Source organism: Pseudomonas sp. JV449 (assembly GCF_032424295.1).
GTDB lineage: Bacteria > Pseudomonadota > Gammaproteobacteria > Pseudomonadales > Pseudomonadaceae > Aquipseudomonas > Aquipseudomonas marginalis.
On the sequence record NZ_VYKD01000032.1, the window covers coordinates 62,154 to 74,710 of the forward strand.

Here is a 12,557-nt window from a genome sequence, read left to right on the forward strand (position 1 = left end):
TAACCCTTTATTTATTAAGCCGCTGTGCTTATTTGAGCAGCAACGCGCCTTCGATCGGCACGTAGCGGCTGGCGGCACGTATCAATGAGTTGGCCGTCAGCCCCGGTACACCGTAGGCCACGGCTTCGACGCCGTGCTTGTGGATGATGCGGTCGAGCAGCATGTCGAAATCGCCGTCACCGGAGGCCAGCACAATTTCGTCGACGTGGTCGGCGGCGTCCATGATGTCGATGGTGATGCCCACGTCCCAGTCACCCTTGGCCGAACCGTCGCTGCGCTGGATATACGGCTTGAGCTTTACCGTGAACCCCAGGTTGCGCAGGATCTGCTGGAACTGCTGCTGCTTGCTGTCACCGCGGTCGATGGCATACGCATAGGCCTCGACGATCTGCCCACGCGAACTGATATCAGCCCACAGGGCGGCGTAGTTGAAATGGCAACCATAGGCCTGGCGGACGGTGTAGTAGAGGTTTTGTACATCGGCGAACACTGCAATTTTCTTCACCGCACTTCCCCATGACAGCCAGGCGCCAGGGCCCGGAAAGGGTGCCAGTATGCCAGCCGCGAGAAGGTTGCCGGGAAAAATCAGACCGGGGCGGCTCAGCGCCCCGGGCCGGAAGGGTCAGACAAAGGAATCGTCGTCGCCGAAGGAAGAGGAATCGTCGGAATAGTCGCTGTCGGCAAAGCTGTCCGAGGCATTGTCGCTGCCCCAGCTGTCATTGCCGGCGAACTTCTGGTCGTCGTTGCCCCAGTTGCCGTTGTCACTGGCGGGCGCCGGCTCTTCACGGATGATCTCTTCCACCACCTGCGGCTGTTGCGAGTTGTGGTTGAACAGGCTGCTGATGCCTTCGGCCAGCAACACACCACCGGCCACGCCCGCGGCGGTTTTCATCGCGCCACCGAGGAATCCGCTGCCAATGGGCGCGGCGGCAGGTTGCTGCGGCTGCTGATAGTTCTGTTGCGGCGCTGGCTGGCCAAAGGACGGCCGCGCCGGTTCACGCCAGCCGCCGCCGGAAGAGGCCGGAGCGCTCTGGGCCGGTTGCGGATCACGGGAACCGCCGCCAAAGATGCTCGACAGGAAACCACCGCCGCTCGCCGGGGCCGCTTGTGCGGACTTGGCCCGCTGCAACTCATCCTGCAATTGCTGGATCTGCTGCGCCTGTTGCTTGTTCTGCGCGTCGAGACTCTTGAGCGCGTGTTCCTGAACAAGGATCGACTGGGTCATGTAGTACCCGGCGGCCGGTTGGCGAGTCATATGCTCCTTGATCCGCGCTTCGGCCTGGGCGTCGCGGGGGGCTGAGTCCGTTTCGGCTTGCTGCAACCGTGAAAACAGTCCATCGATCAGGGTTTGCTCTTCGCTGTTCATGGCGACCTCGTTAGATTGCCGGTAGAAATCGTGGCCTTGCCTGTGATCAGGCCAGGTGCTTAACCGTTATGGGGGTGTTACGAGTTGTTTCAATGGTCTTTACTCAAGGTTTACATTTGCTTACCGCTGGCCATGATCGGTTAAAGTGTTGCCCTTGCTTTCAGGCCTGCGATGAACCCGATGAATCCGTTAGACGTATTGCGTGACTCCTTCCGTTTTACCCGAGGCAACCTGGGCGCAATCGTCCAACTGTGCCTGCCATTGGTGATCCTCGAAGCCCTGTTGCAACAGCTGCTCGACCACACGCTCGGCGCGGATGCGTTCCCCGGCTACAGCGTGGTGGTGGGCTTGCTGGTGTACCCGCTGTACACCGGTGCCTTGATCCTGTTTCTCGACGCCCGCACCCGTGGCGAGTCGCCGCGCACCAAGGACATCTGGGCCATGGCCCTGACCCTGTGGCCGCGCTTCGCCCTGCTGACCGCCATGAGTACCCTCCTGATTCTGCTGGGCCTGTCGCTGTATTTCCTGCCGGGCCTGTGGCTGATGGTGGTGTTGGCGTTCGCCGAGTACCTGCTGGTATTGCGCGGCATGCCGGCGCTGGAGGCGATGAAGGAAAGTCTGCGCCTGACCCGTGGGCATTTCTGGCGAATCCTGGTGTGCCTGCTGTGTGTCATGACGCCCCTGTGGCTGCTCAAGGGCGCCAGCGTCGCGGCCTATCCCAACCCCGCGCCGCTGCTGGGGCTGTTGATGGACAGCGCCCACAGCTTCCTGCAACTGTTCACCAGCGTGGTGCTGTTCCGTTTATTCATGCTGATCGGTGGCGATGCCGACGCGCGGTGATATGCTCCACGCCACTCCTGAAACGCCATAAGCCGAGCCGATGACCCGTTTATTGCGCATCACCCTGCTGGGCCTGCTGATCGTCGCAGGCCTGCTGACGGCCCTGATCTACAGCCTGACCTGGCGCCCCGCCGCCAAGGAGACCCTGCCCGTCAGTTGCGTCGCGCCCCGTGCGCCAACCCTGTTGCCCGGGCAGGCGCTCAAGGTCATGACCTGGAACGTGCAATACCTGGCCGGCAAGAACTACGTGTTCTGGTACGACACTGCCGACGGCAGCGGCCCGGACGACCGCCCCACCGTAGAGGACATGGCCGCCAGCCTCGACGAAGTGGCGCGGGTGGTTCGCGATGAACAACCCGACATCCTGCTGTTGCAGGAACTCGACGAAAACGCCAAGCCTTCCCACTATCAGGACCAACTGGCGCTTTTGCAGGAGCGCCTGGTCGACCTCTACCCGTGCAGTGCCCAGGCCTTCGACTGGAAAGCCGACTTCGTGCCCGACCGGCATATCTTCGGCAGCGTCGGCCGCAAGCTGGCCACCCTGAGCCGCTACCAGATCGAACACGCCGAACGCCTGCAATTGCCGGCGCCCGAGGCCAATATCATCAGCCGCCAGTTCCAACCCAAGCCGGCCTTGCTGCTGACCTACCTGCCGCTGAGCGATGGCGGCCAACTGGCGGTGCTCAACACCCGCCTGGATGGCGACGCGCCGGGGCGCAGTGCGGTGCAGGAACAGGTCATCAGCACGGTCAAGCTGTTGGATAAATTCGAAGGCCGTGGCACGCCCTGGCTGATCGGCGGCGATTTCAACCTGCTGCCCCTGGGGCAGTTCCTGCGTTTGGAGGCGGGTAAGCGCGGGCAGTATTCGCCGGACAGCGAGCTGCATTTACTGTGGGACAAGTACCCGATGATCCCGAGCAACAGCCAATCCAGTGGGATTGATCGTGAGAAATGGCTGACGTACTTTCCCAATGACCCGAGCATCGATGGCCCGGATCGCACCGTCGATTACCTGTTCTACAGCCCGCGGATCAAGCGGGTGGAGGCCAAGGTGCGGCAGGAGGATACGTTGCGTATTTCCAACCATCTGCCGGTGATTGCGCGGTTCCTGTTGCCCGCCGCGCAATAACCCACACAACAAGATTAATGTGGGAGGGCCGGTGCGACGATTCGACTTGCCCCCTCCCACATTTGAATCTCTGCCACGCTTACTTTCGGGGTTTGATCCGCGCGGTCGGCTCGGCTATCAGCGGATCATCCGGCCAGTAATGCTTGGGATACCTGCCCTTCAGATCCTTCTTCACTTCGGCGTAGGTACTGCGCCAGAAGTTCGCCAGATCCTGGGTCACCTGCACCGGCCGCCGCGCCGGGGACAGCAGGTGCAACTTCACCACTTGGCGCCCGCCGGCAATGCGCGGGGTGTCGGCCAGGCCGAACAGTTCCTGCAAGCGCACCGCCAGGATCGGCGGCTGTTCGCTGTAGTCCAACCGCACCGATGAACCCGATGGCACCTTCACATGCTGCGGTGCCAGTTCGTCCAGGCGCTGGGGCAGCGGCCAGGGCAGCAGGTTGTGCAGGTAGCTGGAGATATCCAGGTTGGCGAAGTGACTCAGGCGCGAGACTTTGCCCAGGTAGGGCATCAGCCAGTGCTCCAGCCCGGCGAGCAGGGCGCTGTCGCTGACGTCGGGCCATTCGCTGGTTTTGCCGGCGTCCAACTGGCGCAACAGCAGGACGCGGGATTGCCATTGGCGCAGTTCCGGGGTCCAGGGCAGCAGCTCCAGGCCTTTGCGCCGCACCAGGTTGACCAGCGCCTGGCTGCGCGCGGCTTCGTCGAGGCCGGTGAGCGGTTCGCGGCTGAGCACCAGTTCACCGACTTTGCGCTGGCGTTCGGCGCGCAGCACGCCTTCGCGCTCGTCCCAGTCCAGTTGATCGACGTTGCGCACTTGTTCCGCGAGCACCGTGTCGAACAACGCCGGATCGAAGTCCGCCGCCAGATAAATACGCTCTTCACGCTGGCCCTGGCGGCTGCCGAGGTCGGTGATCACCAGCCAAGGTTGTTTCATCAGGCTGTCGGCCTCGGCGAATAATGCCGCGCGGCCATTGGCCAGGCGATATTCGGCACCGCCGGGGCGACGTTGCTGGGCGACACGGTCCGGGTAGGCCAGCGCCAGCAAGGCGCCGAGCCAGCGCGGGTGGTCGGGGTCGGCCACCGGCCGGGTCGCCTGGCCTCTCAAATGGCCACGGTATTGCCGCGCCAGTTGCTTGGCGCGTTGCACGCCGCCTTGAGTACCGCGCGCACGCTCTTCACCGGACATCAGCGCCAGGCGGCTGTGCAAATCCGCGCCGCCACCACGCAAAATATCGCGCTCGCCCAACAGTGCCGCGACATCACAGGCCGTGGCCGCCAGCCCCAGGTCCTGCCCGCGCAGCAACAAATGGGCGATGCGTGGATGGGCCGGCAGCTCGGCCATCTTCTGGCCATGTGCCGTGAGTTTTTCGTCATTCAAGGCCCCGAGGCGTACCAGCAAATCCTGGGCCTGGGCATAGGCGGCGGTGGGTGGCACATCGAGCCACACGAGCTGTGGGGGCGTGACGCCCCAGCGCGCCAGCTGCAAGGCCAGGCCGGCGAGGTCGGCGGCGAGGATTTCCGCACTGCCATACGCGGCCAGCCCTTCATGCTGGTCTTCGGACCACAACCGATAACACACCCCCGGCTCCAACCGCCCGGCCCGGCCCGCGCGCTGGGTGGCGCTGGCGCGGGAGATACGCTGGGTGTCGAGGCGGGTCATGCCGCTGCCGGGGTCGAAACGCGGCACCCGCGCCAACCCGGCATCGATCACCACACGCACGCCGTTGATGGTCAGGCTGGTCTCGGCGATGTTGGTGGCGAGCACCACTTTGCGTTTACCGGCCGGTGCCGGATCGATGGCCGCGCGCTGGGCGTTGAGGTCCAGCTCGCCATGCAGCGGGCAGAGCAACACGTCAGGGCTATTCCCCAGGGCGTCGGCCAGTTGCTGGTTGACCCGGCGAATTTCCGCCTGACCCGGCAGGAACACCAGCACGCTGCCGGTTTCATCGTGCAGGGCTTCGAGGATGGTTTGCACCACGCGCGGCTCGATAAATTCACCGGCCTGGTACGGCCGCCCCCAACGCATCTGCACCGGGAACATGCGCCCCTCGCTGCGCAGGATCGGCGCATCGTCCAGCAGGCTGGCCAGGCGCTCGCCTTCAAGGGTGGCGGACATCAGCAGGATTTTCAGCGGTTGCTCGTCGCGAAACAGGTCGCGGCCGTTCAGGCTCAAGGCCAGTGCCAGGTCGGCGTCGAGGCTGCGCTCGTGGAATTCGTCGAAGATCAGCAGACCGACACCGTCCAGTGCCGGATCGTCCTGCAAACGACGGGTGAGGATGCCTTCGGTGACCACTTCGATGCGCGTGTTGGGCCCGACCTTGCTGTCGAGACGGATGCGATAGCCGACGGTGTCACCGACTTTCTCCCCCAGTTCGCTGGCCAGGCGTTCCGCGGCGGCACGGGCGGCCAGGCGCCGGGGTTCGAGCATCAGGATGGTCTGCCCCGCCAGCCAAGGCTCATTCAACAAGGCCAAGGGCACGCGGGTGGTTTTACCGGCGCCGGGCGGCGCTTCCAGCACGGCTTCATGGCGATTCGCCAAGGCGTCACGCAGGGCGGGTAAAACATCATCAATGGGCAACGAATTCATACTGGCTCCCGAATAGGTCGGGAATGATAACAATGCCCTTTCTAATGCACGACTCAAAACGGTCGCGCTTTCAGAACCTCCATTACATGCTGAGCCTGGAGCATCATGGATGCCGTATCAGAACAACGGAACTCGACCAGCTCACAAATTTTCTGTAAATCGCTGTGGAGATTGCGATTGAAAATAGGCTCGTGATGGGCAATTCGATTTCGCAGGTGGCGTATCGTCTCCAAGTCGCAAGCAATTCGCTGTCGATGGAGTTTCACTGATCCACTGGGATCAAGGTTGGGAAACAATTGGAAAAGATAGGGCTCCCATAGCCGCTGATCATTTCGCTTGGTGAATTGTTTTTCCCAAAATACATTTTTGAGCTCTGTAACAACGCCACCCGTTGTTCGGTGCTTTTCACGGGTTCGACCCAGGTCCATCTTCGCGTCGTATCTCGCCCCTGCGCCAGTAGGAAGGCTGCGCAACAGGCCAACACTCCACGGCCATTCAGACCCGTATCTAAGAATCAGCGCCTCGGAGACAGCATTTCGTACAACCACTTCGCAGATATGTAAGGGGATCAGAAAGACACCGGATACTTGCGCATTCCATGCATAAAGCTCTACTGCACGCTCTATTGGCAAACCCGCACCCACAGTGGCCGACTCATACGTCGCAATTCTTGCCTCTGAAAGAGACGCTCGCAAGGCTTGAAGGTGGCGCATCTCGGGTACAGCTCCCATAAAGAGAATAGGCTCCAAGCCCGCAATCTGCGCCGCCGCAGCCATCTCTGGCTGGACCGCGCACGTAGCTGTCGATGACAATGACATTGACGACATCCCAGTACTTCCCTATAGTCGACTCACTAGCCGAGGGACTTGTTGGCGAAAGCCTCCCCCCACGGACGTACGAAAGTGATTCAAAAAAAGGCCCACCCTTCGGTGGGCTTTTTTGTTTCTGATGATTTTCACCGATCCGTTAATGATCAGACATGACCGACCCACTCACGAAGCTGTGTCAACCTCGCCTCAAGTGTTTCAAGTTCTGTTTTGAGTTGAGCACGCTCCGCCCGCAAGATCGCTAAATCAATTTGCTCTTCATCCTCGGCTATCTCGACATAGCGGGCCACATTGAGGTTGTAATCATTCGCTTCAATTTCCGTGCGTGAAACCAGCGTTGCATAACGCTCTACACTTTGGCGGTTATCGTAAGTCTGCTCAATTCGATCCAGATCAGCATCGCGCAGCGAGTTCCAAATCTTTCCTGGCTGGAAATCACGACTGGCATCTATAAAGAGCACATCATCACCCGACTTGTTCTTACGCAGAATCAGAATTGCCAACGGGATTGATGTGTACGACAGCATTTTGGCCGGCAGACCAATCACTGCATCAACCAAATTCTCTTCGATAAATTGCTTTCTGATTTGCAGCTCTGCGGCGCCTCTGAAAAGCACCCCCAGAGGCACGAGCACAGCCATGCGCCCAACTTCAGATGCGAGCGTTTCAACCATGTGGCTTATGTACGCGTAGTCACCCGAAGTGCGCGGAGGAACACCTCGCCAAAAACGCCGATATCCATCTCTCTCAGCATCTTCATGGCCCCAGTCCCGAACGGAAAAGGGAGGATGAGAGACCACCACCTGAAACTTAATCAGATCGCCGTTCGCCTCCACCAACTTTGGATTGCGTAGCGTATCTCCCCACTCCAGCCGAAAATGGGTTTCACCGTGAAGGATCATACTCATCCGCGCCAACGATAAAGTACTGCCGTTAGCTTCTTGCCCATAGAGTGAACACCCCCACGTGCAAGGCGATTTCAGAGCATATTCGTTGCAGGCAATCAGTGTGGAAGCCACGCCACAAAACGGATCACTTATGCGTTCACCCCCTACGGGCCGCATCAAACGAGCCATCAACCTGGAAATCTGCGGCGTCGTGAAAAACTCACCACCTCGCTTACCACTGTTGCTTGAGGCATGCGTCAAAACCGCGTCACACGCCCAAGCTGCAGCCTCTTTCGCGCCATCTCGAACAGGGCGAAAATCCAGCGCGTCACAATTTAATGCGTGAAGCAGGCTACCCAGGGCACGGTCTTTTGGCGTCTCATTACCCAGTACGATGGAGTCGAAATCTATGCCCAGAAAGGCATCTTTCAATTCGTAATTAGCACTCTGCAATGCAGCAAGAGCCTGGTTCAGACGATTGCCATTTCCCGGCTCGCGAGCATTGCTCAGTAATCGATAGAAGTCCGCTTTCTCAGGCACAATAAAGCGCGCGTCCTCCATCGCTTTATGTTCTTTGCGAGGCTCGTCAAGAAGCACATCGGACAAGTACTTGAGCAAGAGCAGCGCCATGGTGAAGCTGACGCTTTCAATCGGATCACCGTACCCGCGAAAGACATCGGCACTTCGCAAAACAGCCTCGTCAATTTCACCTTTCCTGTCTTGATCAAGCATGGCGAACCCCCTCTCGCAAAATGAGGTTAGTGAGAAATGTCGTTTCCAATCGATCAAGCTCGCTCAAACGGTGCCTGATAGCGGCCATCTTTTCCGTGGTCTCGTCCATTTCAGCAATTTGCTTTTGCCTGTCCATCGCCGGAACTTCGATTTCCAAGGAAAGCAGGGCCGATTTGGTGAGTGCCTTAATGCCGGTACCCGTCAACATCACACTTATCTTTACCTGCGTTGCGGGCTGATTGAGATACCAGGCAAGGAAACGACCATTCAAGTTGGCTTCGGGGGTAATTACGTTCAACTGCCCCATTGGAAACACAGGCTCTTCAGCGCCCTCAAAAAACCAGGCTTTGTAATAGTCTCCGCGTGAGGGCAGGACAACGTCGCCTGGACGCAGGCAATGGGACAGATATTTTTCATCCAGCCACACGCGAGGGAGTTCATGCCAATGCAGTGGCTTGCTTGATACCAGGTCTCTGATCGCTACCGCACGCACATTGCCGTCTGGATTTTCCTGAGGTGGGTTGCTTCTAAAAACCACTGCCGTGCGAATTTTGGTAAGCTTCATAAGGTCAACGCTGTAGAGCTCTTCTGTAATGTTGCGGCAATATATGTCACGGCCTGCATAACAAGCAAGCAGTAGATTGCTACTGCATATAATTATTTGTGACGTTTCAGATTGTTTACGGCGTTCCAAGTATCAGATGTTGATGCCGACGGCATAAGTCCAAGAGCACCACGCACATTCAAGCCCAAGCGTTATTTTTAGCCTCTTTTGCGAGCAAGCTCGCTCTTACAGGAGATTTTCCATGCGTATCGCTTCCCGTGTCATCGGCGGTGTCCTCGCCGTCACCCTGCTGAGCCAACTCACCGCCTGCGGGTCGATTTTCTACCCCGACCGCCGTGGCCAGATCGATGGCAAGATCGACCCGACCATTGCCGTGCTCGATGCCGTGGGCCTGTTGTTCTACGTGATCCCTGGCCTGATCGCATTCGGCGTCGACTTCGCCACGGGCGCGATCTATTTCGAACCCGGCAAGACTGCCCAGGTTGACCCGGAAAAACTCCACGAAGCCATCGGCGCCGACGGCAAGGTCGACAACGCCAAGCTGCAAAGCATCATCCAGAAGGAAACCGGTCGCACCCTGCCGCTGGACGATCCACGCATGATCCAGTTCAAGGGCAGCGTGCAACAACTTGCGCTCCTGGGCCTGCAACCCGCCGCCTAAGGATCGTTTATGACCAGCAGTCCCGAACACGCCCGGCTATTACGCCTGGCCACCCGCGCCTCGGTGGGCGTGGCCTGTGCGTTGATCGTCACCAAGGCGATTGCCTGGTGGCTCAGCGGCTCGGTGAGCATGCTCGCCGGGTTGACCGACTCACTGCTCGATGGCGTGACCTCGCTGCTGAACCTGCTGGCCGTGCATTACGCCCTGCGCCCGGCCGATGACGATCACCGTTACGGTCATGGCAAGGCGGAGTCGCTGGCGGGCATGGCCCAGGCGTTGTTCATTGGTGGCAGTGCGGTGTTGATCGCCTTGCAGGCCTACGAGCGCCTGCAGCATCCGGAACCGGTTGGCGCGCCGTGGCTGAGCATTGGGGTGATCGTGTTTTCCCTGGTACTGACCGTGGCGCTGCTGATGCTGCAACACCGGGTTGTGCGCGAAACCGGCTCCAATGCCGTGCGAGCGGACTCGTTGCACTACCGCTCGGACCTGCTGCTCAACGGCAGCATCCTGGTGGCGCTGGTGCTGGCGGGCATAGGCTTTCATCAAGTCGACGCCTGGTTCGGCCTGGGCATCGCCGCCTACATTTTGTGGAGCGCAATCCAGATCGCCAGGGAAAGCTTTGCGGTGTTGATGGACGAGGAACTGCCGCCGGACGTCAGCCAGCACATGCTGGAACTGGCGCGAAGCGTACCGGGGGTGTTGGGTGCCCATGACCTGCGCACGCGCATCTCCGGCAACCACTGGTTCGTGCAGTTGCACCTGGAACTACCGGGGGAGCTGACGCTGTCAGTGGCCCACGGCATCAGCGACCAGGCCGCCGATGCCATTCACGCAGCCTACCCGCGCGCCGAAGTGCTGGTGCATGCGGATCCTGCGGATCAGGTACAAGCTGCAAGCTATAAGCCGCAAGCTTGAAGCTTGCAGCTGCCGCTATTGCACCTGATACCCGCGACTGCTCAGGCAGTTGCCCTGGGCCTGGCGGTAGGTTTGCACCACCGCCGGGTCAGGCGCGTAAGTGACGGCCTGCGGGTCGAAGCCGCTTTGTTGCACTGCCCAGCGATAACAGTCGTAGCCGTCCTGCTGCACTTGCGCCGGTGACTGCCCGTTGGCGGGATAGGCCACCACATCATAACCATTGCCTTGGGGTGCTGGCTGCGGTGCCAGCACTTGCGTCGGCGGTTGTACCACTACGTATTGCTGGGTGCTTTGTTCGTAGGCGTAGTAGGCGCCGGCGGCCAGGAATAGCAGCGAACCACCCACCCACACTTCACGCGCGTAGTCGGGCAAGTAATGCACGCGGATGCCATACGGCGGCGCCACGACCACATAGCGCGGGCCTTGGGGGCGGTACCAGTAGCCGCCGGAGAAGAAGTAATCCTGGCCACGGTACGGCACGCGGTAATTGCGGTCGGGGAAGCGGTCGACGGTATAACCGGGACGATATTGCGGGCCAGGGCCCCAGCCGTTGCCATGGCCATCGGGGCGACCTGGCCAGCGGTTATCGTTGGGATGCCCGTTGTAGCCCGGCCGCGAACCTGGGCCGCCGGCCTCCCAATTGCGGTTGTCGTCGTTGCGTCGAGGAATGTCACGGTAGTAACCCTGACGCGGCTCCTGGGTCTGGCGCACGGTATCGGGGCGACTCTGGATCGGCAGGTTATTCGCAGGCTGCGGGGCTGGCCGAGGCTGTTCGGCACCTGGCGGGCGACCTTGCCACTGCCCGCCGTGGGGCGGTTGCTCGGCACGATCAAAATGCGGGTTCTGTGGACGGGGCTGATTGTTTTCCGGCCGGGGTTGATTGTTCTGTGGACGCGGCTGGTTATTCTGCGGGCGCGGCTGTTCGTTACCCTCCGGCCCTCTTTCATGCTGGCCGCCCCCCTCAGGGCGCGGCTCGTCGGCCATCACTTGCGTGCCGACGGTGACTATCAGCAAACCTACACCTGCCATACGCCAGATGCGCTTCATGCTATTCCTCACTGCGGATAAGGGCCTGGAAGGTCCGGCCTCATAGATAAGACTGGAAAAGCCTCACCCGGTTCTGAGACAGGTTATCAGTCACAAGAACAATTTTCTTAAGGCAAAAGAAAAGGGGTGACCCGTCGGCCACCCCTTGAGAACTTCGTCCATGCTCAACGCTTTTGACGTTGGCTCACCTCACGCCGTCTTGTGGACAGTGTGCAGCCTGGAGGCCGGCTCGACCCTGCTGGGGTGGCGGCCGCAGCACGCCTGATTGAGCGAGCTGCTGTGGACTGTTGTCCAGGCGGTGATTCTGTTGATAAAGATACAGGCCAGCGCCGGACAGATGATTGCGAAGATTGCGTCAATAAACAGTGCTTGCGCAATTTTTAACCCTTCATGGATAATTCACCGCAATAGTTACGACAAAGGCCAACCCGATGAGCAAGCTTGACCGATACGACCTGAGTATTTTGGCGGAATTGCAGCGCGACGCGAGGATCTCCAACCAGGAGTTGGCCGAGCGTATCGGCCTGTCGCCTTCGCCCTGCTCACGCCGGGTCAAGCAGTTGGAGGACGACGGCTACATCGCGCGCCAGGTCGCCCTGCTCGACCGCAAGATGCTCGGCCTGAGCCTCACGGCCTATGTGCTGATCGGCATGGACCGCCACACCCCCGAGCGTTTCGAGAACTTCGAAGCAGCCATCCGCACCCTGCCCCAGGTGCTGGAATGCAGTTTGGTGACGGGGATGGATGCTGACTATCAGTTGAAAGTGGTGGTGCCGGACATGGACCACTATCAGAAACTGCTGCTGGGCCACCTCACTCGGATCGAAGGCGTGACCAGCGTGCGCTCGAGCTTTGTGCTGAACCAGGTGCTCAACAGCACCGAGCTGCCGCTGACCCACCTGCGTACTTAAGATCGGTAAAGGTTAACTGTGGGAGGGGGCTTGCCCTAATGCCAGTCAGTTAAGCGTACATCGCCTCCTGTAGGAGCGAGCTTGCTCGCG

The 12,557-nt window shown here is 60.1% G+C and carries 12 protein-coding genes; 5 read left to right on the plus strand and 7 right to left on the minus strand.

The annotated features are described in order from the left end of the window. Positions 1–28: 28 nt before the first annotated feature. Both F6S08_RS27980 and F6S08_RS27985 read right to left on the minus strand, forming a co-directional pair. The gene (locus F6S08_RS27980) at positions 29–505 is read right to left on the minus strand and encodes an NYN domain-containing protein (protein WP_024077544.1); all 477 of its coding nucleotides are present in this window, start codon (positions 503–505) and stop codon (positions 29–31) included. Between the two features lie 117 nt (positions 506–622). Further along, entirely contained in the window at positions 623–1,366 is a 744-nt protein-coding gene (locus F6S08_RS27985; RefSeq protein WP_092358238.1) for a DUF2076 domain-containing protein, read from the minus strand. A 180-nt stretch (positions 1,367–1,546) separates the two neighbouring features. Here F6S08_RS27985 and F6S08_RS27990 point away from each other — a divergent pair, with 180 nt between their 5' ends. Next, a complete protein-coding gene (locus F6S08_RS27990; RefSeq protein ID WP_065925008.1) occupies positions 1,547–2,206 on the plus strand; it encodes a YciC family protein in 660 nt (219 codons plus the stop codon). 40 nt (positions 2,207–2,246) lie between these two features. Continuing rightward, on the plus strand, positions 2,247–3,335 hold the full coding sequence (locus tag F6S08_RS27995) for an endonuclease/exonuclease/phosphatase family protein (RefSeq protein ID WP_137211998.1): 1,089 nt from the start codon (positions 2,247–2,249) through the stop codon (positions 3,333–3,335). Between the two features lie 79 nt (positions 3,336–3,414). On the opposite strand, the gene hrpB is transcribed toward F6S08_RS27995, so the two are convergent. From hrpB to F6S08_RS28015, 4 genes are all read right to left on the minus strand, one after another. Next, a complete protein-coding gene (gene hrpB / locus F6S08_RS28000) occupies positions 3,415–5,922 on the minus strand; it encodes an ATP-dependent helicase HrpB (RefSeq protein ID WP_315872646.1) in 2,508 nt (835 codons plus the stop codon). 53 nt (positions 5,923–5,975) lie between these two features. Next, positions 5,976–6,740, minus strand: coding sequence for a hypothetical protein (locus F6S08_RS28005; RefSeq protein WP_315872647.1), 765 nt, complete (start codon positions 6,738–6,740; stop codon positions 5,976–5,978). Positions 6,741–6,895: 155 nt separating this feature from the next. After that, positions 6,896–8,368 carry a class I SAM-dependent DNA methyltransferase gene (locus tag F6S08_RS28010; RefSeq protein ID WP_065924988.1) on the minus strand — a complete coding sequence of 491 codons (1,473 nt, stop codon included), beginning with the start codon at positions 8,366–8,368 and terminating at the stop codon, positions 6,896–6,898. Further along, positions 8,361–8,933: a restriction endonuclease subunit S gene (locus F6S08_RS28015; protein ID WP_065946567.1), complete on the minus strand. Its 573-nt coding sequence runs from the start codon at positions 8,931–8,933 to the stop codon at positions 8,361–8,363. The genes F6S08_RS28010 and F6S08_RS28015 overlap by 8 nt, the downstream gene beginning before the upstream one ends. Before the next feature lie 241 nt (positions 8,934–9,174). On the opposite strand from F6S08_RS28015, the gene F6S08_RS28020 reads away from it, so the two are divergent. Further along, positions 9,175–9,594: a hypothetical protein gene (locus F6S08_RS28020; protein ID WP_027605268.1), complete on the plus strand. Its 420-nt coding sequence runs from the start codon at positions 9,175–9,177 to the stop codon at positions 9,592–9,594. Positions 9,595–9,603: 9 nt separating this feature from the next. Further along, positions 9,604–10,509: a cation diffusion facilitator family transporter gene (locus tag F6S08_RS28025; RefSeq protein ID WP_065924986.1), complete on the plus strand. Its 906-nt coding sequence runs from the start codon at positions 9,604–9,606 to the stop codon at positions 10,507–10,509. A gap of 15 nt (positions 10,510–10,524) precedes the next feature. Here F6S08_RS28025 and F6S08_RS28030 read toward each other — a convergent pair whose 3' ends face one another. After that, positions 10,525–11,556, minus strand: coding sequence for a DUF6515 family protein (locus F6S08_RS28030; protein WP_065924985.1), 1,032 nt, complete (start codon positions 11,554–11,556; stop codon positions 10,525–10,527). 431 nt (positions 11,557–11,987) lie between these two features. Here F6S08_RS28030 and F6S08_RS28035 point away from each other — a divergent pair, with 431 nt between their 5' ends. Next, positions 11,988–12,467 (plus strand): Lrp/AsnC family transcriptional regulator, encoded by a 480-nt coding sequence (locus F6S08_RS28035; RefSeq protein ID WP_003194418.1) that lies wholly within the window; start codon positions 11,988–11,990, stop codon positions 12,465–12,467. The last annotated feature ends 90 nt before the right edge of the window (positions 12,468–12,557 follow it).

What these genes read in the sequence shown, in the direction of transcription:
- F6S08_RS28020 (WP_027605268.1), top strand. Translation starts at nt 9,175, where the DNA reads ATGCGTATCGCTTCCCGTGTCATCGGCGGTGTCCTCGCCGTCACCCTG.
- F6S08_RS27995 (WP_137211998.1), top strand. Translation starts at nt 2,247, where the DNA reads ATGACCCGTTTATTGCGCATCACCCTGCTGGGCCTGCTGATCGTCGCA.
- F6S08_RS27985 (WP_092358238.1), bottom strand. Translation starts at nt 1,366, where the DNA reads ATGAACAGCGAAGAGCAAACCCTGATCGATGGACTGTTTTCACGGTTG.
- F6S08_RS28010 (WP_065924988.1), bottom strand. Translation starts at nt 8,368, where the DNA reads ATGCTTGATCAAGACAGGAAAGGTGAAATTGACGAGGCTGTTTTGCGA.
- F6S08_RS28005 (WP_315872647.1), bottom strand. Translation starts at nt 6,740, where the DNA reads ATGTCATTGTCATCGACAGCTACGTGCGCGGTCCAGCCAGAGATGGCT.
- F6S08_RS28035 (WP_003194418.1), top strand. Translation starts at nt 11,988, where the DNA reads ATGAGCAAGCTTGACCGATACGACCTGAGTATTTTGGCGGAATTGCAG.
- F6S08_RS28030 (WP_065924985.1), bottom strand. Translation starts at nt 11,556, where the DNA reads ATGAAGCGCATCTGGCGTATGGCAGGTGTAGGTTTGCTGATAGTCACC.
- F6S08_RS27990 (WP_065925008.1), top strand. Translation starts at nt 1,547, where the DNA reads ATGAATCCGTTAGACGTATTGCGTGACTCCTTCCGTTTTACCCGAGGC.
- hrpB (WP_315872646.1), bottom strand. Translation starts at nt 5,922, where the DNA reads ATGAATTCGTTGCCCATTGATGATGTTTTACCCGCCCTGCGTGACGCC.
- F6S08_RS28015 (WP_065946567.1), bottom strand. Translation starts at nt 8,933, where the DNA reads ATGAAGCTTACCAAAATTCGCACGGCAGTGGTTTTTAGAAGCAACCCA.
- F6S08_RS28025 (WP_065924986.1), top strand. Translation starts at nt 9,604, where the DNA reads ATGACCAGCAGTCCCGAACACGCCCGGCTATTACGCCTGGCCACCCGC.